Origin of the sequence: Rhodovulum sp. FJ3 (assembly GCF_032918305.1) — a bacterium.
Taxonomy (GTDB): Bacteria; Pseudomonadota; Alphaproteobacteria; order Rhodobacterales; family Rhodobacteraceae; genus SAT37.
Window position 1 is genome coordinate 770,488 of sequence record NZ_JAWJUU010000001.1, and the last position, 25,964, is coordinate 796,451.

Sequence of the window (25,964 nt, forward strand, 5' to 3'; positions counted from 1 at the left end):
CCTTAGCGCGGCGGCAGGCGCACAGCGCCGTCCAGCCGGATGGTGGTCCCGTTCAGGAACGGGTTACGGGCGATCTGCTCCACCAACAGCGCGTATTCGGACGGCTGCCCCAAACGGGCGGGGAACGGGATATTCGCGGTGATTTCGGCGGTGACTTCGGGCGGCAGGCCTTCCATCATCGGGGTGTGGAACAGGCCCGGCGCGATGGCGACGGTACGGATACCGGTGCGCGCCATTTCCCGCGCAATCGGCAGCATCATCGCGGCAACGCCGCCTTTGGACGCGGAATAGGCCGCCTGACCCAGTTGTCCGTCCTGATAGGCCACGGACGAGGTGCACACGATCACGCCGCGCTCACCATCCTCGTTCAGAGGCTCGGCCGCCTGCATGGCGCGGGCGGCAACACTCAGGATGATATAGGTGCCGGTCAAGTTCACGCGCAGGGTCTTTTCGAACATGTCGACGGACAACTTACCCTCACGGCCCACCACGCGAGAGGCCAGACCGATGCCTGCACAGCTGACCACGATGCGGGGACAGCCGCCCAGATCGGCGATGCATTTTTCAAACGCGGCCTCGACCGCGACCTGATCGCCGACATCCGCCTGCAGGGCCAGACCGTCGATTTCCGCTGCCACTTCGGCGGCACGCGCGCCGTCAAAATCCAGAACCGCGACCTTGGCGCCGAGACTTGCCAGATGGCGGGCGGTTGCGGCCCCAAGGCCACTGCCCCCACCGGTGACCAGCGCTATTTGACCAGATACGTCCATTGCTCCACCCGTTTACTTTTCATTACTGTTATAGATCATAACAATCTAGAGATGCCAAGCCCCATTGGGGGCACTTGCCCGGCATTAACCGGGCAAGAGGAAGAGTGTGATTGACGGGAACAAGACCAGAATGATCACCCGCACGATGTCCGAGCCGACAAAGAACATAACGCTCTTGTAGGTTTCGATCATGGGCGTGCTGCGGTCCATGCCGTTGATAACGAACAGGTTCATCCCCACTGGTGGCGTGATCAACCCGACCTCTACCACGATCAGAACAAGGATGCCGAACCAGATCGCCAGATGCTCTTGGCTGAGGCCGAAATCCAGCTGCGAGATCAGCGGGAAGAAGATCGGGATCGTCAGCAGGATCATCGACAGGCTGTCCATCAAACAGCCAAACACCAGATAGAACGCCAGAATGATCACAAGGATCGTCCACGGGCCAAGGCCACTGTTCGCCACCGCCATCGACAATTCCTGCGGCACCTGCGTCAAAGCAAGGAACGAGTTATAGAACCCCGCGCCAAGGATGATGAAAAAGATCATCGCGGTGTTGGTGGCGGTGGACAGGATGCTCTCGACAAAGACGCGCCACGTCAGGTTGCCCGACAACAGGGCGATGATGCCCGTTCCCGCTGCGCCAACCGCCGCGCCCTCGGTCGGGGTGAACCAGCCAAGGTAGATCCCGCCAACCACAAGGCCAAAGACCAACAGAACCGGCCACACATCAAGCAGCGCGCGCATGCGTTCGCCGTAAGGCACCCGCTCCCGTGTTCCGGCCGCATCGGGGTACAAGCGTACATAGATCGAGATCGTGATCATATAGCCGATCGCCGCCAGAATACCGGGCACAAAGGCGGCCAGAAACAGTTTGGCGATGTTTTGCTCGGTCAGGATCGCGTAGATCACAAGGATCACCGACGGCGGGATCAGGATCCCCAAGGTGCCTCCGGCAGCCAATGTCGCGGTCGAAAACCCGCCCGAATAGCCATAGCGGCGCAGTTCCGGCAGGGCGACCTTGGACATGGTGGCCGCCGTCGCAAGGGACGAGCCACAGATCGCGCCGAACCCCGCACAGGCCCCGACCGCGGCCATGGCGACGCCGCCCTTGCGGTGGCCAAGCCAGCTTTCGGCGGCTTTGAACAGGGATTTCGACATGCCCGACAGGGTCGCGAACTGCCCCATCAACAGGAACATCGGAATGATGGTCAGCGAATAGCTGCTAAAGGTGGAATAGGTTTCGCTCTTGAGTTTGGACAGAAAGATATTGCTGCCCCCCATCGCGAAATAAAGACCGCCAATCCCGCACAGCATCATCGCAAGGCCAATCGGGGCCCGCATAAAAATCATGACCAGAAGAACCGGAAATGACAGGAAACCAAGTTCGAGCATACTCAATGGAGGGCTCCTTCGGATGCAGGCATGTAGGATTTACCGGTGAGCACGGTCATGACGCGGGCATAGGCGCAATAGATGGCCACAATTGCCGCGACGACCGAGGCAAGGAAGCTGGCCAGATAGGACCACCAGATCGGAAATTGCAGCAAGAACGTCGTCTCGCCATAGCGCATCTTGTCTTCCATGCCGACGAATAGGCGCCAACTGATGACCACGATCAGGATGGCCAACAGGACCTCCCAGAACGCAATCAGAAAGCGGTTGAATTTCTCGGGCATCAGAGACGTGAACACATCCACAGTCGCGTGCCCGCTGTGCAACTGACACAGCGGCAAAAAGGCGAACACCGCGAAGGCAACCCCCGCCTCAAGCAGCTCAAAGTCGCCCGTGACCGGCCCCACGCCCGTGTTCACGATCGACTGCGCCAATCCCGGCGCCAACCCAGTCAGAAAATCGGAATGGCCAAAGGTGCTGGCCCCGCGTCCAATGACGCTGACACATGTCAGGACGACCAGCACGACAAGCGTGATCCCCCCGATAATCGCTGTCCATTTGGCCAGCATTTTCATCGCCCGTAACAGCATTTGCCTCCCCGCTCATGCCTGGCCCGTGCGGGCCACTGTTCGTCCCCTACAGATCATGCGCCGCAAAACGCGACGCGCCCCTCTCTCCCAAAGGGGCAGAACCGTAGGCTTGAAGAAACGTTATGACTCGTAACGATTATGGTCAATACCAATTAACACGTTCATTAGTTAACATGTTTATCATGACGCTGAGCGTCACCCTGCCCGCCGACCACGCAGGCGTCAACATGCACCACCAAAAAAAGACGCGCCCATGGGGATGGGCGCGCCTCGGGGTCACACGAACCAAATCGTCTCAGAGACAGGCCTTGATCAGATCAGACGTGTTTTCTGTGTTCATTTCAACGGGGTTACCGCCCACGGACGGATCGCGCAACGCGACCTCGGTCAGGGCGGCAATGTCGGGATCGGTGACGCCAAGATCGGTCAGGTTGGCCGGAATTTTCAGGGTCGCGTTCAACTCGCCCACAAAATCGTGAAAGCCTTGGAAGCCACCGGGAATCGACAGATAGCGCGCCAAGGCCTCAATCCGGTCCTCAATCGCGGGGCGGTTGAACCGCAAAACCGCCTGCATGACGACCGCATTCGTGGTGCCGTGGTGGGTGTTGTGCACCGCGCCGATCGGGTGGCAGATGGCGTGAATCGCGCCCAGACCTTTTTGAAACGCAACGGCCCCCATCGCGGCGGCGGCCATCATATTGGCCCGCGCGGTCAGATCGGTGCCATCCGCATAGGCGGTCGGCAGGTTGTCCTTGACCAGACGCATGCCCTCAATCGCGATCCCTTGGGACATGGGGTGGAAATGGGGGCTGCAATAGGCCTCAAGGCAATGGGCGAACGCATCCATCCCCGTCCCTGCCGTGATCGCGGGCGGCATGCCGACGGTCAGTTCGGGGTCGCAAATCACCACACCGGGCAGGATTTTGGGGTGGAAGATGATCTTTTTCTCATGCGTTTCGGAATTGGTGATGACGCTGGCGCGGCCCACCTCTGACCCTGTGCCGGCAGTCGTGGGCACGGCCACGATGGGCGCGATGGCATCCGCGTCCGCGCGGGTCCACCAATCGCCGATGTCCTCAAAATCCCAGATCGGGCGCGTCTGACCGGCCATGAACGCCACGACCTTGCCAAGGTCGAGACCCGAGCCACCGCCAAACGCCACAACCCCGTCGTGATTACCCGCCTTATAGGCCGCAACACCAGCGGCGGCGTTGACTTCATTCGGGTTGGGATCGACATCGGCAAACAGGGCCGCGCCCAGACCGGCACCGGTCAGGATGTCCAGCGCCTGTTTGGTGATCGGCAGCCCCGCCAGACCACGGTCTGTCACCAGCAACGGGCGCGTGATCCCAAGGGACACACAGGCCTCGGCCAGTTCGGAAATACGTCCCGCCCCAAACCGCACAGCCGTGGGATAAGACCAATTTGCAGTCAACGTCATCTCAGATCGCCTTTTTCAGATGGAAGGATTTGGGTCGCGTCAGGTTGTGATAGCCGATCACCGACAAACCGCCGCCCCGCCCCGTGTTCTTGCACCCCGTCCAGCACAGCGCCGGATCGAGGTAATCGGCACGGTTCATGAACACCGTTCCGGTCTCGATCTGCTGGCCCAGAGTTGCCGCGCGATCCACGTCCTTTGTCCACAGGGACGCGGTCAAGCCATAGTCGCAATCGTTCATCAGGCGCAGGGCCTCGGCGTCATTGTCGACCTTCATGATGCCGACAACGGGGCCAAAGCTTTCTTCGCGCATGACGCGCATGGAATGATCCACACCGGTCAGAATCTGCGGCATCAGATAGGCGCCCCCGTCGTTCGGGAATTGCGCCGGATCAATCAACGCACGCGCACCGGCGGCAATCGCATCGCGGGTCTGGCCGCGCACCAGATCGGCGAACCGCACCTGCGCCATCGGGCCCATGGTCGTTTCAGGGTCCAGCGGGTTGCCCAGAACCGTGCCCGACAAAACGTCCAGACAGGCCTCGATGAAATCGTCATAGACCGCGGAGGCCACATAAATCCGTTCAATCCCACAGCAGCATTGACCCGAGTTAAACATCGCCCCGTCCATCAGGGTGTCAGCGGCGGCGCGGATATCGGCGTCTTCCATGACATAGCCCGGATCCTTGCCGCCCAGTTCCAGACCCAAACCGGTAAATGTGCCCGCCGCCGCGCGCTCAATCGCCTGACCGCCCCCGACCGAGCCGGTGAAGTTCACGAAATCAAACGCCCGCGCCCCGATCAGGGCCGAGGTCACATCGTGGCCCAGAAACAGGTTCTGGAACACATCTGTGGGCACGCCCGCGCGTTCAAACGCGGTGGCAAGGCGTTCGCCCACCAGCGGCGTTTGGCTGGCGTGTTTCAGGACCACGGTGTTGCCCGCGATCAGAGCAGGCGCGATGGTGTTGATCGCCGTCATGAACGGATAGTTCCACGGCGCGATGACCAGAACGACGCCATGCGGCACACGTTCGATATAGCGCCCGAACGTCGCGCTATCCTCAACCATGATGGGGGCCAACGCGGATTGTGCGATCTTGGCCATATAGGTGGCGCGTTCGTTGAACCCACCAAATTCCCCACCATAACGCACGGGACGGCCCATCTGCCACGCCAGTTCAGGGACGATTTCATCGTTCATCTCACCGATGATCGCGGTGGCCTTGGTGACCAGCGCGATGCGTTCGGCCATGGGGCGCGCGGCCCAATCGCGCTGAGCCGCGCGGGCGGCGGCGACCGCGCGCTCGGCGTCGGCCAGCCCCATCAGGGGACGTTCGACATAGACCGATCCATCGACCGGCGAGATACATTTCAGGGTAGTTGTCATGCTTTACGCTCTTTCAAATCCGCGGGCGACTTCATAGTCGGTCACCTTGCGATCAAAATCTTCCTGCTCCCAGCGGGCCGCGTGGACATAGTGATCCACAACGCCGTCCCCAAGGGCCGCCCGCAACATTGTCGAGGCATCGAATTCCGCCGTCGCCTCGCGCAGGGTCAGCGGGATCGACCGCGCGCCCTCGGCGGCATAGGCATCGCCGGCAAATTCGTCCTCAAGCGTGTAATCACCGGTGATCCCCGCGATACCGGCGGCCAGTTGCGCCGCCAAGGCCAGATAGGGGTTCAGGTCCGAGCCGCCAACGCGACATTCCACGCGCACGCCGCCCGTACCCGGACCGCAAACGCGGTAACCGGCGGTGCGGTTGTCGACGGACCAAATCGCCTTGGTCGGGGCAAAGGTGCCCGCCACAAAACGTTTGTAGGAATTGATATAGGGCGCAAGGAACAGCGTCGTTTCCCGCGCGTGTTTCAGCAATCCCGCCAGATATTTGCGCATCAGATCGGACATGCCATGCGGGCCATCGGGATCAAAGAACGCCGATTTGCCACTATCAAGATGGATCAGGGATTGGTGGATGTGACTGGACGATCCGGCGGCATCATGGCTCCACTTGGCCATAAAGGTCACGGCATTGCCCGTCAGGAACGCGATCTCTTTGACCCCGTTTTTGACCAGAACATGCGTATCCCCCATGTCCAGCGCGTCGCTATATTTCACGTTCACCTCGGCCTGACCGGCGTCGGCCTCGCCCTTGGTGTTTTCGACGGGAATGCCCGCGCCATAAAGGCCTGTGCGGATCGCGCGCATCAGGCCCTCTTCCTTCGTCGTCTGGAAGATATGGTAATCTTCGTTATAGGGGCTGATCAAGGTCATATCGCGATAGGCCTGATCGCGCATCTGATCAAATGTTTCGCGGAACACAAAGAATTCCAGTTCCGTCGCGGCCATCATATCGAACCCCAGTTCCTGCAGGCGGGCCAGTTGCCGTTTCAAGACCGAACGCGGCGCATGGGGCACCTCGTCATGCGTGTGATGGTCCAACAGATCGCACAGAACCAAGGCCGTCCCCGCCAGCCACGGAATGATGCGCAACGTGTCCATGTCGGGGCGCATGACATAATCGCCATAGCCCTTGGCCCAACTGGTCGCGGCGTATCCTTCGACCGTGTTCATCTCCATGTCGGTGGCCAGCAGATAGTTACAGCAATGCGTCTCTTCCCACGCGCTTTCGACAAAATGCTGGGCCTGAAAACGTTTGCCCATCAACCGGCCCTGCATATCGGGGGCACAGGCAATCACCGTGTCGATTTCCCCGCTGGCCACGCGGGATTTCAGCGCATCAAATGTCAGGTTTCCGGGCATTGCGATCTCACCTTGGGTTAGAGCGCGGGGCGCCCGAACGGCACCCCGCAATGTCAGATTAGCCGTAGCGGTACGGACGACCAGCCTTTTGCATATCGGCGTTATATTGGCGGAAGATCTCCACCACTTTGGCCTTGGTCTCGCTCTCGGCGGCGATCTCTTCCCAGAAGGTCTGGGCGGCGGCCTCGACCTGCTCCCATTCAGCGTCGGGGATAGAGGTCAGCTGCATCTTGGTGCCGTTGACGCGCAGCGCGGCCTCACCACCCCAATACCACCACTGACGGTAATAGTGCGATTGCTCCATGCAGACCTTGAGCAGTTCCTGCAGATGCGGCGGCACCTCGTTCCAGCGGTCTTGGTTGGCAAAGAAATGCCCGATCCATGCGCCCGAGATGTTGTTGGTCAGGAAGTAGTTGGTCACATCGGCCCAACCGACCGTGTAATCCTCGGTGATGCCCGACCATGCGATCCCGTCAAGCTCGCCCGTCTGGACCGCGACCTCGATGTCTTCCCACGGCAGGGTGACCGGCACGACGCCGAACTGCGACAGAAAGCGACCGGCGGTCGGGAAGGTAAAGACGCGCTTGCCCTTGAGATCGGCAAGGCTGTTGATCGGGTCCTTGGTCGCGAAATGACAGGGATCCCACGAGCCCGCGCTGATGTGTTTGACACCGACCTTGGAATATTCCGCGTCCCAGATTTCGTTCAGGCCGTATTGGTTGAACAGAACCGGTACGTCGAGGCTATAGCGGCTGGCGAAGGGGAAATAGCCGCCGAACACGGTGACCTCGGTGGGCGAGGCCATCGAGTCGTCGTCGGATTGCACCGCGTCGATCGTGCCCTGCTGCATCGCGCGGAACAATTCGCCCGTCGGGACCAGCTGATCGGCATAGTACAGTTCGATCTGCATCTGATCGCCGGCGATCTTGTTAAAGCTGTCGATGGCGGGTTTCACCACATGTTCGGCAAGTGCAGCACCGGCATAGGTCTGCATCCGCCATTTGATCGTGGACTGCGCATGAACGGCGGGTGCGGCCAATCCGGCGGCACCGGCCAGACCGGCGGTCTGTAGGAACTTACGTCTTGTCGTCATCTGTTCTTCTCCATGTTGGTCGTTTTGAAACGGCGGGTTTGCCCGCTCTTTTCCGCCCCGAATTCTCAGGGCCGTTTGTTAAAGTCCGTACACGTAATGCGGCAGCCACAGGGCGATTTGCGGGAACGCCATCACAAGGATCAGCGCGAACACCATCACCAGAACAAAGGGCAGGATCGACGCATAGATGTCCCGCATGCCGATTTCCGGCGGGGCCATCGCGCGCATCAAAAACAGGTTATAGCCGAACGGCGGCGTCATATAGGCGATCTGGGTCGTGATCGTGTAAAGCACCCCGTACCAGATCAGATCGAACCCAAGCACCTTGACCAACGGCACATAAAGCGGCGCCACAATCACCAGCATCGCCGTGTCATCCAGAAACGTGCCCATGATGATAAAGCTGAGCTGCATCAGGATCAGGATCATCCACGGATCAAGGCCAAGGCGTTCCGTAAACAGGGTATCAATCGCGCGCACCGCCCCAAGGCCGTCAAACACCGCCCCAAAACCCAGTGCGGCCAGAATGATCCACATGAACATGCACGTGATCGCCAGCGTCTGACGCACCGAGACCTCGAACACCTCGCGGGTCATGCGCCGCTTGATCACCGCCGCCAAAAACGCGGTCAGCGCACCAATGGCCGAACTTTCCACCAAGGACGTCCAGCCGTTGATAAACGGCACCATCATCGCGGCGAAAATGATCAGGGGCAGCAAACCGGCCCGCAACAGGCGCAGCTTTTCCGCGCGGGAGACATTGCGCTCTTCGGGCGGCAGGGTCGGGCCCAACTCGGGCTGCAACCGGCAGCGGACCACGATGTAAATCACGAACAGCGCGGCCATCATCAGGCCCGGCACGATCCCCGCCAGCCACAGCTGGCCAACCGGCTGGCGCGCGATCATCGCATAAAGAACCAGAACCACAGACGGCGGCACAAGGATGCCCAAACTGGACCCCGCCTGAATGACGCCTGTCACCATGCGTTTGTCATACCCACGGCGCAACAGTTCCGGCAGGGCAATCGTCGCCCCGATCGCCATCCCCGCCACGGACAAGCCGTTCATCGCGGAAATCAGAACCATCAACCCGATCGTACCAATGGCCAATCCGCCCTGCACCGGCCCCATCCAGACATGGAACATCTTGTACAGATCATCGGCGATTTTGCTCTCGGACAGAACATAGCCCATGAAGATGAACATCGGCAGAGTCAGCAGCGGATACCATTTCATCAGCTTCATCGTGGACGAGAACGGAATCACCGATCCCCCCTGCCCCCACAGGGCCAGCGCGGCAATCACCGCCACCCCGCCAATCGCGCCGAACACCCGCTGACCGGTCAGCAGCATCAGCATCATGGATGAAAACATCAAAATGGCGATCATCTCGTAGGACATTACAATTCAACCCCACGGATCTTGGCGATGTCTTTGCACAGTTCAGAAATGGCTTGGAGCAGCATCAGGAAGATACCCACGCACAGCGTCACCTTGATCGGCCAGAGATAGGGCCGCCATGCGGTCGGGCTGCGCTCATTATACTGTAGGGAATAGGCGGTGCTATCGATCGCGCCGTAGAGCAGGACGCCCAGATAGAACATCAACAGCAGGATGGTGAAACTGTCAAACCACGCCTTCTTGCGGTCCGACCATTCCGCATAAAACAGGTCCATCCGCACGTTTGAGCCCAGTTGCAACGAATACGGCCCGCCCATGATGTAATAGGCGACCAATGCAAACTGCGCCATTTCCAGCGTCCAGAGGGACGGCAGGAAAAACGTCTTGGAAATCGACGACCACAGTAAAATGCCCATCATGACGAAAATCCCGTACATCATGATCCGGCCAATCCGGTAATTCACCGCATCCACGATACGCACATAGTGGCTTATGATTTTGGGCATGGCTCGGCCTCCTCTTTCAGGGGGTGACCGATATCGGCCATCGCCGCGCGGATCATGCGGTACAGGTCATCCGTAACCGCGTCCTGTTGCGCCTCTGTGACCAACAGGTCATTGCGGATTTCGATCATCACATTGGCGATGCCCCGCGCCATCGCGTGCAGCTTTAACGTATGCGTCACCCCGTCCGCCGGCCCATAGGGCTCGTTGCGCAGGGTCACCATCTTGGTCTCATCCGCATGGGCCAACATCGCATCGGCCAACCGTGCGTCATCGTCGTGCAGAATGCCCAGTTCGACCGCGCGCGCCTGCCCTTTGTAAACGGGGGTAAAGCTGTGGAGGGTGATCATCGCAGCGGGGTTCTGCGTCTCCAGAACCGCGGCCAGTTTGGTGCAGAACGGGTCGTAAAACCGAGCAACACGGGCCGCGCGTTGATCGGCGCTCAGGTCGATATTGCCGGGGACATCGGTCATCTCGCTGCGCGCAGGGATTGCATCGGCGGCCTCGGGCGGGCGGTTACAATCATAAAGCAACCGCGACGCACAGGCATGGACCAAAGGCGCATCAAACCGATCGGCCAACCCCATGGCCACCGCCAAGGCACCCGGATCCCACGCGATGTGGGACACCTGCGCGGCCGCGTCCAAACCCAGCGCGTCAAACTCGGGCGGAAAGAAATTACTGGCGTGTTCGCACACAAACACCACCGGCGCGCGCCCCTCGGGGTTCCACACGTCAACAGCTTTGTCCGTACATTCCAGTTTTTGACTATTTTTCATCAGACCCTCGCCTGCTGAAAAGATTTCTCCAGACTCGCTTGACCTGTCAACTGAAATTCTGAAAACTTCTCTTCAAGAGGGGATGGCCTGTTGGTATATGTAGAAAAAAAGGGCACGACGTGAGAGACACCCCAGACAGCATTGCCGAACTGCTTCAGTCCCGTCTTGACGACCTGACACGGGCCGAACGTCAGTTGGCCCACACGATCCTTGAGAATTATCCGATGTCGGGCATGGGCTCGATCACCACGGTGGCGCAGGCGGCGGATGTGTCATCGCCCACCGTCGCGCGCATGGTGCAAAAGCTGGGTTTCAAGGGCTTTCCCGATTTCCAGAATGCCCTGCGCGCGGAACTTGAGGCGAAAATCTCGGGTCCGATCACCAAGCACGATCTATGGGCTGAACAGGCACCGGATGGGCATATCTTGAACCGGTTCACCGAGGCCGTGATTGGCAACATCCGCCAATCCCTTGGCCAGATTGATATGGAGATGTTCGATCAGGCCTGTGATCTGTTGGCCGATCAGGACCGCACGATCAACGTCGTGGGCGGTCGGATCACGCATGCATTGGCAGAATATTTCTACATGCACATGCAGATGATCCGCGCCGGAGTGGTGAATTTCCATTCAAATTCGAACACGTGGCCGCATTACCTGCTGGACATCAAACCCGGCGATGTCTTGGTGATTTTCGACGTGCGCCGGTATGAAAACAGCACGCTCAAGCTGGCCGAAATGGCCCGCGAACAGGGGGCCGAGATCATCCTGTTCACGGATCAATGGCGCTCGCCCATCCACCGTCTGGCACGGGCCAGTTTCAACAGCCGGATCGTCGTGCCGTCTGCGTGGGATTCGAATGTGGTGACGTTGCTGTTGCTGGAAACGATCATTTCCGCAGTACGCGAGCGGAACTGGGACCAGACCCGCCCGCGCATGGAAAAACTCGAAGAGATGTTCAATCAGACACGGTTTTTCCGGAAATTCACCTGAGGATCAGCCGATTTTGGCGATCCAAATCGTGGTCTGATCCGCCGCCGCATAAACGGGTGCACCAACCCCCTGCCCCTGCAGCGTGACCACATCACCGGCGGACAGCGACACAAGCGTCTGTAGGTGCAGAACCGCCTCGCCGCTTGTGATCCCGACAGGCAGTTCCGCCCGTCCACCGCGCAGTTGTGTCGCGCCGTTCAGAACCAGACGCCCGCGGATGCCCGCCGCCGTGCTGTCCTGTTGATAGGCCAGTGTCGCGCCAATCTGATACGTCCCCGCCACCGGCGCGGTGAACGCATTGGTCGCGCCGTTAAACACACCTTGGGCATTGTAATCGGCGTTGTTCAGACCGACCGTCGTCCACCCCGCACTGTCCAGCCAGTTGTCGTAGTTCGTATAGGCAATCGCGCGCGGCAGTTGCGGCTGCGATGCGATCCCCGTCGCGGGATCAATCGAAATCCCGTCAAAGAACGCCGACCCGTCCTGCGACACCGACAGGCGCATCGCATCCGACCCGAAACACCCCAGTAGCGCCTTGGTGACATAGCCCGTCTGGAACACCATGCCGACATCGTCGCCGGCCGTGTCCTTGTTCATCGTCATGCGGATATCACCGCTGCCCCCATCGGCCACGGGCAGGGCCGTCCACAGGGCCGAGTTGACCTTGGCCGAAAACGGGTTGGCGCCATCGGCGGTGGTGTTCAGCCCGATCAGATCGGCGTTCTGCACCTCGGACACCCCAAGGGCACCCCACGCCGCGCCGTCATAGATCACCATCGCCCCGCGTGCGGCGACATAGGCGCGCCACCCTGCGGCGGGCGTCAGAAACTGCCACGACCCGTCCTGCAACGTGGCGATCTTGCCGTCCTGACCGGCCCAATCGAACTGTCCGCCCAGCGGCACAATATGGCTGTCCCCGTCCACGGCGCCCCCCGGCGGGGCGGTGTTATCGTCGCTTTGCACGCTCATCTGGGTCAGCACATCCAGAATGCGGATCGCCTCATTATGGGTCACATGTTTTTGCGCCTGTGAGGGCTGAATATACGGCAGGTTCAATTTATCGGAACTGTCAGACATCGGATTCCCCGGTTAAAAAGCATCGCCCGAACCGTGGGTGAAAATGGTAAGAACGGGGTAAGGCGCGCGGGCGAGGTGTTAACGCCCGGTTAAGGAACGCCCCCTTTTCGCGCGGGGTGTTTTGGCCTATCTCGGCTTGGATGTATCGACAGAGGAACCGGCAATGACACAGGCACACTGGATCGCGGTAGACTGGCGCGCGGACGCATTGACCATCTGGATGATGGGCGACGGCGACGCTGTTCTGGACCAGATCGACGTGCCCTTGGGGACACCTGTGGCGGACATCTCTGGGTTTTGCGCCGCGATCCTGCCCCATATCGAGCCGTTCCTGTCGGGCACAACTCCAGTCGTGGTCGGCGGTGCACCCGTGGCCCTTGGCGCGGGGTTTGTGCCGGTGCCGTGCAAACCGGCAGAGCTGTCGCCTGTTGACGCAACCGGCGGCGATCCGCGTCTTTCCATCTACTTGATCCCCAACGTGTCACAGGATCAGCCCGCCGATATAATGCAGGGGACCGCGGCGTTGATCGCGGGCTATCTCGCAGATCATCCGAAATTCGACGGCATCCTGTGCGTCCCCGGTCCAGCCACGAAATGGTGCCACATCAGCGCCGAGGAAATCGTCAGTTTTCAGTCCTTTGTCAGTGGCGAATTGATCGCGTCCCTAGCACCGCCCCTGACCAACGACTTTGACCGGCCCACGTTTTTGAACGCCGTTCAGGATGCGATGTCGAACCCGCACCGGATGGCATCGCGCCTTGCGACTTTGCGCGCAGAGCAGGTCCTGAACCCCAAAGGCGCAAGCGACCTTGCCGCCGGTATCGCGGGCACGGTGATCGGCGTCGAACTGGCCGGTGCGCGGGCCTATTGGCTGGGCCAGATGGTGGTGGTTCTCGGCGACGGCGCGCTGACCGAGGCCTATCTCGCCGCCCTGCAAGACGCGGGCGCGATGGTTGAGCGCGCCTCGGTCGACGGTCTGATCCCCAAGGGCCTGACCGCGTCTCGAAACCACAAACCTGAGGCGGATTAAACCGCCTCAACCTTGATCAGGTGGTTGTCCCACGCCCGCCCATCGGACAGGTGCAGTGGACGCACACGACCGTCGCACAGCCCGCTGAACCCGCCCAAACCGTCGCTGATGACAAAGCCGTTCAGCGCGGGTGCAAGACCACAGACATCCGCGCGCGCGAACGACGACAGGAACGTGCCGCGATCGTCAAACCGGTGCACGCGTCCCCCACGGGGCGAGGTGATCGCCACGGTTCGCCCGTCGATCCCGTCAAACGAGATGGACCCGGCATAGCCGTTCATCGCGCGCTGTTCTGCATAATCGGCCTCGGCCAGGATGGGCGCGTCGCCGCGACGATGCAGGCCCAACAGGGGCACAACATCTAATGCATCACCTTCCCATTGCATGGCAAAGGCGACCAATCCATCCCCGCGCACCGCCAGATGGCGGATCGACGCGTGGTGCAACTCGGGGTCCAGTTCGACCATGTCCAGCACCTCACCCGTGCTCGACAGGTAGGCAAGGTTCGGGCGCATCGTATCGAGGTTCAGCTTGTCCCGCCCGTGATCGGGGTGGGTCAGGATCCCGCCATTCGCAACGACCAACACGTCCCCATCCAACCGGCGGATATCGTGGGGGCCAATCCCGTGCGAGGCGAATTCGCCAATGCGTTTGTACCCTTGGGACCGCGACCACAGGCCGATCCGGCCCTGCCCGCTGTCGATATGGTTCTCGGTCGTGGCAAGGATATCGCCGCCGTCGATGAAAACACCGTGGCCATAGAAATGATGCCCGTCGGGCGCATCCATCTGGTGCGTGACCTGCCCCGTGACGCAATCCAGAACAATCGCGAACCGACCCGGACGGCGGGCAAAGGCCACGGCCTCGGGCACAGTCGGGTGACAGGCGGCGGCATGACCACGATCAGGCAGCGGGATGCGGAAAATATCCGCGCCCGCCTCATCCAGACCGAACAAGGCGAATTGCCCATCGGCCTCTTTCGCGGCCCCCAGATAGACAGGGCTACCCGCCGCGGCCCAACCGATGCGCGGGGCGGCCAAACCGGCCAGAAACGTTCCAAGTACTTGACGACGCGTTGGCATAATCAATCCCCGTCCGAAGAGTTGAAACCGGCCGCGATCCCCAACGGCTCTCCAATATCCGTGGCGATTGCCTGTTCGACTTGTTTGATCGATTGGCGCATCACATCCGCCTCGAACCAGCCCTGCGGGTCCGCCACCCGCGCAAAGACCGGATCGCCGAATTTTTGAACAGAGTTCATCGCGCGTTCAAATGCGGCGTCCATCGTGGGCGTCGGCCCATCGGCAAATTCCTGTGCCAGATCATAGAGCGCGTTTAGGGACAGTTCGACATTGCGCAAACTGCGGGCGGATCGCCACGCCTCGGCCCGCGTGGGGCGGGGCGTGTCAAATGTACCAAGGGGGCGGCCAAGGCGTTGATCGGCGGTGAATTCCAACCCCGTCACGATAGATGTATAGATCGCGCGCTGTGCCTCAACCGGGGACAAGAACCGCGTGTTTCCCTCGGCCCCTGCATTGATCAGGGATGGTCCATACTCCTGTGTCCATTCGGCTTGGATATCTTCGGCCATGGTGACCATGTCGGCACTGATCGCGCGCACCATGGCACAGGTGTAATCCCCCGCCTGATAGATCGACAGTTCCGGATCGAACAACAGATATTCCAGCGCGAACAGGCCCCGCCCCGCAATCGACACCTCACCGAATTCGCCGGGGTTCGTCACGATCGGGTCCTGATCGGCCACCATGCGGGTCACGGTGCGCTGAACCATGCCGCGTTTATCCGGCCAAAACGCAATCGCCAGACCACGCCCGCCCGTTTCGACCGGCCCTGCCTGCAGATGCGACATGCCCATCCACGCGTCATAGGCGGCGTTATAGGGATCGACCATCGCCTCGGCCAGACAGTCACGGATCGAGGCCTCAAACAAATCCGTTGCGGCCGTATGGAACGCGTCAATCGCAGGCAGGGCGTGGTTTTCCACCGCGTCCTTTACATCCGCATATGCAGGTGCCGCGACAACGACCGCAGCCGCAAAAATCAGATGTTTCATAGGCTTTCCAAAAATTCTATCAGCGCATTCCGGTCCTCGGCAGACAGGTCGACCACATGATCGCGGGCCGATTGGGCCTCACCGCCGTGCCACAGAATAGCCTCTAGCAAACTGCGCGCCCGCCCGTCATGCAGAAACTGCGTATGGCCGTTCACTTGTTCCGTCAGACCGATCCCCCACAGGGGCGGCGTTTTCCATTCCTGCCCGTTCGCACGCCCCTCGGGACGGTTGTCGGCCAGACCGGCACCCATATCGTGCAAGAGCAGGTCCGTATAGGGCCAGATCAGTTGAAAGCTCTGCTCGGGCTGATCGTTCAGGCGGCTGGTGACGTATTTAGGCGTGTGGCAGGAGGTGCAACCGGCGTCATAGAACACCTGTTTGCCCTGCAAAACGGTCGGGTCCTCAATGTCGCGGCGCGCAGGCACGGCCAAGTTGCGGCTGTAAAAGGTCACAAGGTCGAGACCCTCGGCGTCAATCTCGAACCCCCGATCATCATTATCGCCATGCGGGGCACTGACACAGGCGTCTTGGGCCGTGGTGCAATCGCCATGAGGGCGGTTCACGAGGGGGCTGGAAATCCCGATGTCACCGGCAAAGGCCTCGGCGCTTTGCTGACGGACGGTGGGATTGCCGCCCTTCCATCCGAACCGGCCCAGCATCGGGCGATCAAACTCGGCGGACCAAACGATTTGAGGTTTGCCCGAAATACCGTCGCCATCCGCGTCCTCGGGATCGGCGTTTGCGATGATGTCGGCGGCGGGGATCGCCTCGAGCAGGCCCAAACCGATCATCGGCGGGGCGACGCGGGGCGAAAGCATCGTGCCCTCAGCCATAGCGCCATAGCCCAGATCGGCCACGCCATAGGTCGGGCGGCGCAGTTCAACCACGGTGCCCTCGGCCAGTTCAACGGGTTCAACGGTGTATTCAATCACCATCCGCCCCTCGGACGCGTGACCGGCAATGCCGAAATCCTGAAACTGGCCGCCATAGGTGGGTTCAGGGCGCGTGCGGGGCGTCGTGTCGCCCAGATCAGCCAGATAGGCCTCAATCGCGGTCATCTGGTCCTGTTCGGTGGCGGGCACAGACACGCGCAGGAACATCGAAACCGCATCGTCACTGGCATCAACCGGCGTATGGCCCCGCCCGTCTTTCAGGTGGCACCGCTGACAGGACCGCGCGTTGTAGACGGGTCCCAGCCCGTCGGACGCCAAGGTCGAGGATGGCGAAGACACCCAGAGCTTTTTGAACAACCCGTTGCCCAGTTTGAAATCCAGTTCGCGCGCGAATTCGATGTTGCCCGAGGGCTGAGAAAACGCGTCGGCGTCCGTGCGGGCGCGCACCGTGGCGGCCCCGGCGGGGTTGGTTTCAAAGGATTCAGGTTTGGAAAAATCGGTGGTCGGCGCGGTGACAGCGGCGATGCGCGCGGCCTCTTTGGCGGTGCGCGGGATCACCGACAGATGCGGGTCATCCCAGATGGTCGCGGGTTCGGCCCCTGCGGCCCCTGCCCCCAGCGCGATACCGGTGGCCAAAACCAGATTGAACGCAGTCATTGCTGCACGCGAACCCATAGTCATTTTCGGATACTCCTGGCGCGGTTCGACCGCTGGCTGGGATCATCAAAGGGGTCGGGGGGCCGATCTGGCCCCCCGTTTTGGTCTTATTGGAACACCGCGTCGGGATTGTCCAAGCTATCGCTGCCTTCAAACCCGATTTGGTCAAGGCCGAGGGCGGAAACCGCGCGCTCAATCTCGCGGGTCTGCCCGACCAGCGCGTCCACAGCGGACAGGATCAACGCCTCACCCTCGGCATTGCCCCGCTCCAGCATCATGTCATAGCTGAAGCCCGCCTCGGCCGCGATCTTGATCTGGGCCAGTTCGAACATGGTCTTGTCCAGCGCCGCATTCAGAGCCGCGTCAACATCGGCATCTGCGGCCGCGACCAGCGACGACAGGCTCTCGCCCGACACAACGCGCCCGTCTACGCCGACATATTCACCCACATAGACGTTGCGAATGCCCAAACCGTCATAGAAATGGCTGTTGTGCGTGTTGTCCGAGAAACAATCGTGCTCTTCCTCGGGGTCGTTCAACAGCACGCCCAGTTTCATCCGCTCGCCGGCTTGTTCGCCATAGGACAGGCTGCCCATGCCGGTCAGGATGGCGACGATCCCCGCGTCGGGATCATCAAGCAGGGTTTGGCGTGCCTCACCCTCGGCCCCCCATTGGGCCGCCATCCATTCCAGATCGGAAACCAGCAATTCGGTGGCTGCCGTCAGGTATTCGCCCCGACGGTCACAGTTGCCATTGGTGCAGTCTTCACCAGCGGCAAAGTCGGTCCACGGACGGTTGCCTGCGCCCGCCTCGGTCCCGTTCAGGTCCTGCCCCCACAGCAGAAACTCAATCGCGTGATAGCCGGTGGCGACGTTCGCCTCGACCGCGTCGGCCTCATGCAGGTTTTCGGCCAACAGGGCGGGCGTGATCGCGGTGGCGTCGATGTCCGCACCCGACAGGGTAAAGGTCGGCGTCGCAACCACGTTCAGAACCGCATAGGTGTTTTCGTCGGTCGCACCACCATAGGCCGCATCAACATAGTCGATCAGACCCTCGTCCAGCGGCCATGCGTTGACCTTACCTTCCCAGTCATCAACGATCGCGTTGCCGAACCGGAAGACCTCGGACTGCTGATAGGGAACGCGCGCCGCCAGCCATGCGTCCTTGGCTGCCTGCAGGTTTTCTGCCGACGGGGCCGCGACCAGGGCGTTGACCGCCTCTTGTAGGGTTTTCGCGGTGCTCAGGCTGTCGGTGTAAACAGCATCGGCGATGTCGGCATAGGTGTTCAGGACCTCTTGCTGACCTGCGTGTGCGGCACCGGCGGTCATCGCCGCACCCAGTGCAATCGCCGAAACGGTGGTTGCTACGTTCTTCATCTTGTTTTCCTGTAAGCTAGATAGTCGTCTTAGTGTTTCGTGGTGTTGACCGCACCAATCGGTGCGGCCGCGTTCTCTGGCAGGTTGACGCCCAGACGCATCGCCGCGTCCACAAGCGGGCGGATCATGTCGGCGCGCACTAATAGCGCACCAATCATCATGGCTTCTTCTTCGGCCCCTGTTGCGGCGGTGCTGACCATCAGGGCGACCACGGCTTCGTCCGAACCGACACAGGTGCAATTGGCCTGATGGCGCACCAACGGGCGGCGTCCAAACGCCAGCAGGATCGCCACCATATCCTCAAACGCCTTCAGCGCCGCCTGCCCCCGCGCGGGGCCAAGCCGTGTCGCCAGATCCGACCAGACGCGGACTTGGCCATCGGCGCTGTCGCACCAATCCCGTAGATAGCGCACCATCAGGGCCTGACGCCCGGGCAAGGTGGCCATCGTGCTGACGGGGGCGCCGCCGGTTATGGGGGCATGGGCCGTCATTTCGTGAGGATCAGCTTGCCCGCGCGGGTGATGCGCAAGGTGTAAACCTGACCGTCCAGAACGATCGACGCGGTCTGGCCACCTTGGGTCAACAGACGCGCATCTACGCAGGGCACGGTTTCCATCGTAATATTCGTGGTCTGCATGTTCATCGTTTTGCCCCCTCGTAGAAATCCAGAACGGCATTGATGCGGGGCTCGGCGCCCAAGCCACCGTTGAACACCTGCGAGACCAGATCGAACCAATCATCGCAGACAACGCGCGAGGCTTCCCTTTGCCCCGTGTCGGTCTTTTTCGGCAGAGACATCAATCTCTCCTCATTGGAATGGTTGCTTGGCTTTCCCGAAGGGATGGCTTGGATAGGTCATTACCTGACTGATTCAGTCGGACATGTCAATCCTGACTTTTATAGTCGGAAATTTTTTCCTTTGCATTTCAGCTCAAAGCCTCATTCATAGGCACATCACCTCCAACGCCGGTCCCATGTCCAAAGAACCCAGCCTCAACAGCTATCTCTATTTCGAAACCGTTGCGCGGCGGGGCACCCTGTCCAAGGCGGCGGTGGAATTGTCGGTCTCGCCCAGCGCGGTCAGCCAACAAATCAAGCTGCTTGAGCAACAGATGGGCCTGCGCCTGTTTCGGCGGGACGGGCGGCGCCTGAGCCTGACACTAGAGGGCGAACAGCTATTTCAGGCCAGTTCGTCCGCCATCCGCATCCTGCGCGATGCGCGCCGTGATCTGGGCAAGATCCATGAGGGCCGCCGCCTGAGCATCCGTGCCTCGCCCAGCTTTGGCGTGCGCTGGCTGGGTCCGCGTCTGGCCGATTTCGTCGAACGATTCCCAGAATGGGACCTGCGCGTCGATGCGGCCCCCGATGCGACCGACTTCGACCGCGAGGTGATGGACGTCGACATCCGCTATGGCGCGGGCGACTGGCCGGGCCTGTCCAGCATTCCGGTGATCGAGGACGTGATCATCCCGCTGGTCAGCCCTGATTACCTGAAACACCTGCACCGCACCTGTGAAACGCCCGAGCAGATGATCACAAAGGCCCGCCTGATCAACAGCGCCCGCACGGTGGTGCAATGGTCGGCATGGCTGTCGCGCAACGGGTTCGATCCGGCGCTGGACACGCGCACGATGTTGATCGACCGCTCGTCCATGGCCCTGCAAATGGCCGCCGATGGCGCGGGCGCGGTTCTGGAATCGCTGGCCCTGACGGCGGGACTGGTCGATAGCGGCGCGTTGGTGCCGATGCTGCCGCAGTTCCCCGCCCTGCGCTATGACGCCTATTGGCTGGTCTGTCCGAACCGGCACCTGCAACGGCGCGCCGTGCGGGTGTTCCACGACTGGCTACGCGGACAGGCCGTAGCGCACACCCTGACCGTGGACCGCATTCTGGATATCAACGGAATCAAAAGCGTGACCACAGACATTTCGCAATCCACCGCCCCCGGTTCGACACGGATGACCTAGGCCCCGCGAATCCCTCGCGTCCACGGCCTCGAATCTGACACCCGATTCCCCGATATCCCGCCGATTTCACCCAAATCGAGCGTTAGCGCGCAAATAATACAACCTATGCGCGATTTCTTCGCCGCCACGGACGATGTGAACCTCGCCCAGCCTGCGTAGTTTAATCCTACATGCCAACGGCCCCAAACCGCCAAGGCAGATCGCCGGACCTCCGGTATGTCCCTCGCTGTGTAAGGAGTATTGTTATGCGGGAACTCATTCTTTCTACCCTGATCCGTCTGCGTCACGATGACGAAGGCGTCACCCTTGTTGAATACGGCATCGCACTGGCACTGGCTGTGACCATCGGCGTTGCTGCCCTGTCGCTGCTGGGCGGTGAAATCACCGGCGCAATGACGGCGGCCGGGACCGCGATGCCCGACTAATCCCGCAAACCCAAGCGACCTTTGGCGCGGGGTTTCAGGCGTGGCACCCGACAGCCCCTAAGCGGGTGCCACGCATTTTGTTTTAACCAGTAACACCGAGGTGTGAGTATGCGTACCAAATCACTCTCTCTGGCCCTTGCAGGGCTGATGGTTGCCGGGGGCTCTACCTATCTTGCCAGCAACCTGATCAACGCCCATTCCGCACAGGCCGACACAATCGCCGCCGATGCCTTGGTCGAAGTTGTCGTTGCCAGCCAAGACATCGCATTCGGTCAAGAAATCGAAAGCCAGTCCCTGACCACCATCAAATGGCCCCGCCAAGCGGTCCCCACGGGTGTGTTCACGGGCTATGAGAACCTGTTGCCGAACCCCGGTGATCCGGGTCGCCGCGCCCGTCGCGCGATCGCACAGGGCGAATTGATCCTAGCCAACAAAGTGTCCAAGTTCGGCGAAAAGGTCACCATCGTGCAGACCCTTGGCCCGAACCATCGCGCCATGGCCGTCAAGGTCGACGCCGAAACCGCCGTGGGCGGGTTCGTGACCCCCGGTGATTTCGTGGACATCCTGTTGACCCAAGGGCGCGACGAGAACCTGCGCGCCGTGACCATCCTGCAAAACATCCGTGTCATCGGTGTGGATCAGGACGCGGATGAACAATCCGACACCCCCGAGGTTGCCCGCACCGTCACGGTCGAGGTCACCCCCGAACAGGGTCAGCGCCTTGCCCTCGCGCAAGAGGCCGGCACGCTCAGCCTGACGCTGCGCACGCTTGAGGCCACCGAGGACGCGCCGCTGGATTCCATCCGTCTGAGCGATCTGATGATTGAGCGCTCGCCACTGCCGGTGACCGATCCGGTCAAGACGATCAAGGTCCGTCGCGGCAATGTCCTGACCCGCGAAGAAATCCGGTAACATCCGATGAAAACGCAGTTCGGCATAACGCGGCTCGTTCATGACGACGCCGGATCGATGATGGCTGTCTGGGGCGTGTCCTTTGCCGCGCTTCTGGGCATCGCCGCCCTGTCCTTTGACATGGGTCGCGTGGCCGCCACGCAGACCGAACTGCAATCCTTTGCCGATGCGGTAGCTCTGGCCGCCGCCGGCGAACTGGACGGGCATCCCGATGCTTTGATCCGCGCGCGCACAGCCGCCGCATTGATCACCGACACGCAAACCTATGGCGCGGGCGCGGCGGCCCTGTCGGTCGATACCGACGTGACGCTGACCTTTCACGATGCCCTGCCGAACGACGATCGCAACCCCATCACCACCCAGACGACCGAGGCCCGCGATGCGGTTTATGCCCGCGCCGTTATCACGCCCCGCGAGGTCGGCCTGACCTTTGGCGCGGCGTTTTCGGCCCTATCGGGCGCCGATGCCCCCGACAGCACCGCACGGGCCAGCGCCGTCGCGGGCTTCACCCAATACGCCTGTGACATCACCCCGTTGATGTTCTGCATCCCCGAAGCGGGCTTTGACGCGAACGCCAGCACCGGCCGCATGATCCGCCTGCGCTCGGGCGGCAAGGACGCATCATGGGCCCCGGGTGATTTCGGTTTTCTCGACCCCAAGGACACGCTGATCGACCCCAACGGCCCCTGCGCGGGCAAGACAGGCGTTAACCTGACCAGCTGTCTGATCGGGGCAAACGGGTCGATCACGCGCTGCTTTTCCATCCGTGGGGTGGATATTGAGCCGGGCCAGAAGGTCGGGATCGAGGACGCGATCTTTAACGTCCGGTTCGACATCTACAAGGGGATCATGAACGGCGAACGCAACAGCGCCGCCTATGCCCCCGCCCCCAATGTGATCAAGGGCATCGTCCCTGCAAGTGGCGGCCAGTGCATCGGCAATAACGAGGCGATTTCGCCCGACACCGTGGGCATTCCGCGTGATGATTGCCTGACGCTTGGGACCTGCGACACCTACGGCGATGGCGATTGGTCGCTGGGCCGCGCGGATTACGTGGCGACGAACTATGGCGGCATCGACCCGCACCCAAGCGCCTTGACCCGTTATGACTATTACAAGGCCGAGATCGACGCCGCCGGTGGCGGGGCCTCGACCAATCCCCTGTTGATCGGCAAGGCCGAAACCGGTCGCCCGCAATGTTCGATGCATCAGGCCACCGATCCCGACCGCCGCGTGGTTGTGGCCGCCGCGATTGATTGCAACGCCTACCCCCTTGGCGGTGCCGCCGAAGACGTGCCGGTCGAGGAATTCGTCAAACTGTTCCTGACCGAGCCCGTGGGCGATGACGGTCTGTCCCCCCCGACCCTTGATATCTGGGCCGAAGTGATCGGCAGCGCCGGTGGCGACGGGTCGGGCAATGGCGATGACGGCGGTATCTTCCGCGACGTTGTCCAACTGTACCGGTAGGGGGCGATGATGCGTGATGTGAAACCCTTCCTGACCTCTCAATCCGGTGCGATCCTTGCGGAATTCGCGATGCTGTTGCCGGTGATGGTTCTGGTGTTCGGCGTGGTCATTGAGGGCGCGCGCCTGTTCTGGGCCTATCAAGCGACCCACGCCGGTGTGCGCGACGCGGCCCGCTATGTCGCGCGGGTCAGCAACCGCGACATCTGTGACAGCGGCGGATCGCTAGGCGTCAGTGGCGCCACCCTGCAGGGGATCGTCGCCAACGCCAAGGACGGCACCGCCCTTTTCCCGTCGGGGATTTCGATCCTGTCCGTCACCCCGACTTATACCTGCATCGACAGCGGTCTGCGCGGCGGGCGCACGGCGATTGCCACCGTCACCGCGCGGATGGAAATCACCTTTCCTCTGGCGGCGATTTTTTCTCTGGTGAACACCAGCTACGGCACACTGAGCACGTCGATCACCGACCAAGCACGGGTCTTGGGGACATGAGCGCCCTGATCCGCATAACGCGCGCCTTTTGGCGGGATGAGCGCGGCGCGACCTTGGTTGAGCTGGGCATGGTCATGCCCGCCTTCCTGTTGCTGTTCTTTGGCATCATCGACTTTGGCCGTCTGTCGTTTCATGTCGTCACCGCCGAAAAGGCCCTGCAGATCGCCGCGCGCATCGCCGCAGTGCGCCCGCCTGCCTGTGACGGGGTCGCGGTGATCAACACGGTCGGCGTCGTGCCCAATGGCGAGATCGCCCCGAAATACGGCACCAATTGCCGTGCGGGATCGACGGTCTGTTCGCAACCCGCCGATGTGACGTGCACGGGTGATGAAACCAACGACACGGTCGCCGAGATCTGGCCGCTGATCTCGGGCGCTCTGCCCATCGGGGCGACCGCCGCCGATTTGCAATTCACCTATGCCTCTGATCCGAACCTCGGCTTTTTGGGTGGACCGTTCGTACCGGTTCTGACCGTCACGCTGACCAACCAGACTTTCACCTTTGTTTCGCCTCTGGGCACGTTGGCGGGGATGACCGGTGCCGCCGACGATCCCGACCTGCCCGCGATGAGCATTTCCTTTCCCGACCTCAGCGTCTCGTTGCCTGCTGAGGATCTGGCCACCGGCAACACAGGTTAAAGGGGCCGCGCCATGACAGAAGCACCCTCCTCCATCATCTATATCGCCCCGAACGCGGGCAGTTCCGACAGTGGCCTTGCCGCCCTGCGCGACATGGCTGAGGTCAATGTGGTGGACCGCAACACCACCCTGTCCGCCCTGAACGGCAGCGCGGTCCAACTGGCCAGCCAGCACGACATGGTCGTCCTGCGCACGGACAATGTGGATGAGAGCGACATCGCCGCGATCAAGGCCCTGCGCGCCGAAATCCCCGCCCATACCGCGATCCTTGCCCTGACACAGGCGGACACGCCTTTGGCCATTGCGCGGTTCCTGACACTGGCCGGTGTGGACGATGTCCTGCCCGATAGCCTGTCGGGATCGGAATTGCAGGATCAGGTGCGCAAATGGCTACAACGACCGCTGTTGATGACCGCCCCCATGCGCCCCGAGCGCGGCAAGATCATTTCCGTCTCGAAATCGCGCGGCGGCATTGGCGGCACGACTGTGGCTGTGAACCTTGCCGATCAACTGCGCCAATCCCATGCCAAGGGTCAGCCGAAACCGTCGGTTGCCCTTGTCGATCTGGACATCCAGTTCGGCAATATCGCGAGTTTCCTCGAGGTCGAGACCTCGGAAATCCTCTATGACTTTGCGATCAGCGGCCACATGCCAACGCCCGCCATCATTCAGGAATGGGCCAAGGCCGGTCCCGGTGGCCTGTCCGTCTGTGCCGCGCCGTCGCGCATGGTGCCTTTTGATGCGCTGAACCGTGATCAGATCGCGCGCTTTTTGAACCTGCTGGCCGATCAGTTCGACTATGTCGTTCTGGACCTGCCGCATGTGGTTGTCGACTGGCTGGGCGCGGTGCTTGAGGCCAGCGATATGATGCTGATGGTCAGCGACACCAGCGTGCCCTCGATCCGTCAGGCGCGTCGCCTGATCGACACCTTCGCCGAAGAGGCGATGACCCTGCCGATTGAGATGGTCGTCAATTTCGAGAAACGCCCGATGGTTTTACGCAGCCACCACAAGGCGGCCGCCAAGGTTCTGGAACGGCCGCTGTCACATTGGCTGCCGTCCGACCCGAAAACCGCGCGCGAGGCGATTGATCGCGGCGTGCCCGTATCGCAGGTCGCCGGTCGCGCCGGTCTGACCAAGGGCATCCAACGTCTGGCCAAGGACGTGCGTGCCACACTCAGCACCACCCAGAAACAAACCACCGCGCGTCAAAGCGCCTGATCACAAGGGGGAT

27 protein-coding genes are annotated in these 25,964 nt (G+C 61.4%); 9 read left to right on the forward strand and 18 right to left on the reverse strand.

Annotated features, from left to right (window positions below; genetic code table 11):
• Window positions 1-2 precede the first annotated feature (2 nt).
• The 10 genes from R1W00_RS03910 to R1W00_RS03955 all read right to left on the reverse strand — a co-directional run bounded on the left by R1W00_RS03910 (window position 3) and on the right by R1W00_RS03955 (window position 10,730).
• On the reverse strand, window positions 3-770 hold the full coding sequence (locus R1W00_RS03910) for an SDR family NAD(P)-dependent oxidoreductase (RefSeq protein WP_317261403.1): 768 nt from the start codon (window positions 768-770) through the stop codon (window positions 3-5).
• Window positions 771-854: 84 nt separating this feature from the next.
• On the reverse strand, window positions 855-2,171 hold the full coding sequence (locus tag R1W00_RS03915; RefSeq protein ID WP_317261404.1) for a TRAP transporter large permease: 1,317 nt from the start codon (window positions 2,169-2,171) through the stop codon (window positions 855-857).
• Entirely contained in the window at window positions 2,168-2,755 is a 588-nt protein-coding gene (locus R1W00_RS03920; protein WP_317261405.1) for a TRAP transporter small permease, read from the reverse strand. Before R1W00_RS03920 ends, R1W00_RS03915 begins: the two co-directional genes overlap by 4 nt.
• Window positions 2,756-3,050: 295 nt before the next feature.
• On the reverse strand, window positions 3,051-4,196 hold the full coding sequence (locus R1W00_RS03925; RefSeq protein ID WP_317261406.1) for an iron-containing alcohol dehydrogenase: 1,146 nt from the start codon (window positions 4,194-4,196) through the stop codon (window positions 3,051-3,053).
• A gap of 1 nt (window position 4,197) precedes the next feature.
• Window positions 4,198-5,580 carry an aldehyde dehydrogenase family protein gene (locus R1W00_RS03930; RefSeq protein WP_317261407.1) on the reverse strand — a complete coding sequence of 461 codons (1,383 nt, stop codon included), beginning with the start codon at window positions 5,578-5,580 and terminating at the stop codon, window positions 4,198-4,200.
• 3 nt (window positions 5,581-5,583) lie between these two features.
• Window positions 5,584-6,954, reverse strand: a complete 1,371-nt coding sequence (locus R1W00_RS03935; RefSeq protein ID WP_317261408.1) for a glutamine synthetase family protein — start codon at window positions 6,952-6,954, stop codon at window positions 5,584-5,586.
• Between the two features lie 58 nt (window positions 6,955-7,012).
• Window positions 7,013-8,047, reverse strand: coding sequence for a TRAP transporter substrate-binding protein (locus R1W00_RS03940; RefSeq protein WP_317261409.1), 1,035 nt, complete (start codon window positions 8,045-8,047; stop codon window positions 7,013-7,015).
• A 78-nt stretch (window positions 8,048-8,125) separates the two neighbouring features.
• On the reverse strand, window positions 8,126-9,448 hold the full coding sequence (locus R1W00_RS03945) for a TRAP transporter large permease subunit (RefSeq protein ID WP_317261410.1): 1,323 nt from the start codon (window positions 9,446-9,448) through the stop codon (window positions 8,126-8,128).
• On the reverse strand, window positions 9,448-9,954 hold the full coding sequence (locus R1W00_RS03950) for a TRAP transporter small permease subunit (protein WP_317261411.1): 507 nt from the start codon (window positions 9,952-9,954) through the stop codon (window positions 9,448-9,450). Before R1W00_RS03950 ends, R1W00_RS03945 begins: the two co-directional genes overlap by 1 nt.
• Window positions 9,939-10,730 carry an N-formylglutamate amidohydrolase gene (locus tag R1W00_RS03955; protein ID WP_317261412.1) on the reverse strand — a complete coding sequence of 264 codons (792 nt, stop codon included), beginning with the start codon at window positions 10,728-10,730 and terminating at the stop codon, window positions 9,939-9,941. The genes R1W00_RS03950 and R1W00_RS03955 overlap by 16 nt, the downstream gene beginning before the upstream one ends.
• 119 nt (window positions 10,731-10,849) lie before the next feature.
• On the opposite strand from R1W00_RS03955, the gene R1W00_RS03960 reads away from it, so the two are divergent.
• Window positions 10,850-11,722 carry a MurR/RpiR family transcriptional regulator gene (locus R1W00_RS03960; protein WP_317261413.1) on the forward strand — a complete coding sequence of 291 codons (873 nt, stop codon included), beginning with the start codon at window positions 10,850-10,852 and terminating at the stop codon, window positions 11,720-11,722.
• Window positions 11,723-11,725: 3 nt separating this feature from the next.
• Here R1W00_RS03960 and R1W00_RS03965 read toward each other — a convergent pair whose 3' ends face one another.
• The gene (locus R1W00_RS03965) at window positions 11,726-12,799 is read right to left on the reverse strand and encodes a DUF2793 domain-containing protein (protein ID WP_317261414.1); all 1,074 of its coding nucleotides are present in this window, start codon (window positions 12,797-12,799) and stop codon (window positions 11,726-11,728) included.
• A 163-nt stretch (window positions 12,800-12,962) separates the two neighbouring features.
• Between R1W00_RS03965 and R1W00_RS03970 the strand changes: the two genes are divergently transcribed.
• Window positions 12,963-13,829 (forward strand): 2-dehydro-3-deoxygalactonokinase, encoded by an 867-nt coding sequence (locus tag R1W00_RS03970; protein WP_317261415.1) that lies wholly within the window; start codon window positions 12,963-12,965, stop codon window positions 13,827-13,829.
• On the opposite strand, the gene R1W00_RS03975 is transcribed toward R1W00_RS03970, so the two are convergent.
• The 7 genes from R1W00_RS03975 to R1W00_RS04005 all read right to left on the reverse strand — a co-directional run bounded on the left by R1W00_RS03975 (window position 13,826) and on the right by R1W00_RS04005 (window position 19,627).
• The gene (locus tag R1W00_RS03975; RefSeq protein WP_317261416.1) at window positions 13,826-14,911 is read right to left on the reverse strand and encodes a DUF1513 domain-containing protein; all 1,086 of its coding nucleotides are present in this window, start codon (window positions 14,909-14,911) and stop codon (window positions 13,826-13,828) included. The two genes, R1W00_RS03970 and R1W00_RS03975, sit on opposite strands and share 4 nt — an antisense overlap.
• Window positions 14,912-14,913: 2 nt before the next feature.
• Window positions 14,914-15,903 (reverse strand): imelysin family protein, encoded by a 990-nt coding sequence (locus R1W00_RS03980; protein ID WP_317261417.1) that lies wholly within the window; start codon window positions 15,901-15,903, stop codon window positions 14,914-14,916.
• Window positions 15,900-17,471, reverse strand: coding sequence for a di-heme oxidoredictase family protein (locus R1W00_RS03985; protein ID WP_410901524.1), 1,572 nt, complete (start codon window positions 17,469-17,471; stop codon window positions 15,900-15,902). The genes R1W00_RS03980 and R1W00_RS03985 overlap by 4 nt, the downstream gene beginning before the upstream one ends.
• A gap of 89 nt (window positions 17,472-17,560) precedes the next feature.
• On the reverse strand, window positions 17,561-18,829 hold the full coding sequence (locus R1W00_RS03990) for an imelysin family protein (protein ID WP_317261418.1): 1,269 nt from the start codon (window positions 18,827-18,829) through the stop codon (window positions 17,561-17,563).
• 29 nt (window positions 18,830-18,858) lie between these two features.
• On the reverse strand, window positions 18,859-19,275 hold the full coding sequence (locus R1W00_RS03995) for a hypothetical protein (protein WP_317261419.1): 417 nt from the start codon (window positions 19,273-19,275) through the stop codon (window positions 18,859-18,861).
• Between the two features lie 41 nt (window positions 19,276-19,316).
• Window positions 19,317-19,466 (reverse strand): hemin uptake protein HemP, encoded by a 150-nt coding sequence (gene hemP, locus R1W00_RS04000; protein ID WP_410901525.1) that lies wholly within the window; start codon window positions 19,464-19,466, stop codon window positions 19,317-19,319.
• Window positions 19,467-19,468: 2 nt separating this feature from the next.
• Window positions 19,469-19,627, reverse strand: a complete 159-nt coding sequence (locus R1W00_RS04005) for a hypothetical protein (protein WP_317261420.1) — start codon at window positions 19,625-19,627, stop codon at window positions 19,469-19,471.
• Window positions 19,628-19,803: 176 nt separating this feature from the next.
• On the opposite strand from R1W00_RS04005, the gene R1W00_RS04010 reads away from it, so the two are divergent.
• The 7 genes from R1W00_RS04010 to R1W00_RS04040 all read left to right on the forward strand — a co-directional run bounded on the left by R1W00_RS04010 (window position 19,804) and on the right by R1W00_RS04040 (window position 25,951).
• A complete protein-coding gene (locus tag R1W00_RS04010; protein WP_317261421.1) occupies window positions 19,804-20,796 on the forward strand; it encodes a LysR substrate-binding domain-containing protein in 993 nt (330 codons plus the stop codon).
• 245 nt (window positions 20,797-21,041) lie between these two features.
• Window positions 21,042-21,221, forward strand: coding sequence for a hypothetical protein (locus R1W00_RS04015; RefSeq protein ID WP_317261422.1), 180 nt, complete (start codon window positions 21,042-21,044; stop codon window positions 21,219-21,221).
• 108 nt (window positions 21,222-21,329) lie between these two features.
• Window positions 21,330-22,133 (forward strand): Flp pilus assembly protein CpaB, encoded by an 804-nt coding sequence (gene cpaB / locus R1W00_RS04020; RefSeq protein ID WP_317261423.1) that lies wholly within the window; start codon window positions 21,330-21,332, stop codon window positions 22,131-22,133.
• A gap of 6 nt (window positions 22,134-22,139) precedes the next feature.
• Window positions 22,140-23,600, forward strand: coding sequence for a pilus assembly protein TadG-related protein (locus tag R1W00_RS04025; protein WP_317261424.1), 1,461 nt, complete (start codon window positions 22,140-22,142; stop codon window positions 23,598-23,600).
• A 9-nt stretch (window positions 23,601-23,609) separates the two neighbouring features.
• Window positions 23,610-24,092: a TadE/TadG family type IV pilus assembly protein gene (locus R1W00_RS04030; RefSeq protein WP_317261425.1), complete on the forward strand. Its 483-nt coding sequence runs from the start codon at window positions 23,610-23,612 to the stop codon at window positions 24,090-24,092.
• A complete protein-coding gene (locus R1W00_RS04035) occupies window positions 24,089-24,730 on the forward strand; it encodes a TadE/TadG family type IV pilus assembly protein (RefSeq protein WP_317261426.1) in 642 nt (213 codons plus the stop codon). The genes R1W00_RS04030 and R1W00_RS04035 overlap by 4 nt, the downstream gene beginning before the upstream one ends.
• A gap of 12 nt (window positions 24,731-24,742) precedes the next feature.
• The gene (locus R1W00_RS04040; protein ID WP_317261427.1) at window positions 24,743-25,951 is read left to right on the forward strand and encodes a CpaE family protein; all 1,209 of its coding nucleotides are present in this window, start codon (window positions 24,743-24,745) and stop codon (window positions 25,949-25,951) included.
• Window positions 25,952-25,964 lie beyond the last annotated feature (13 nt).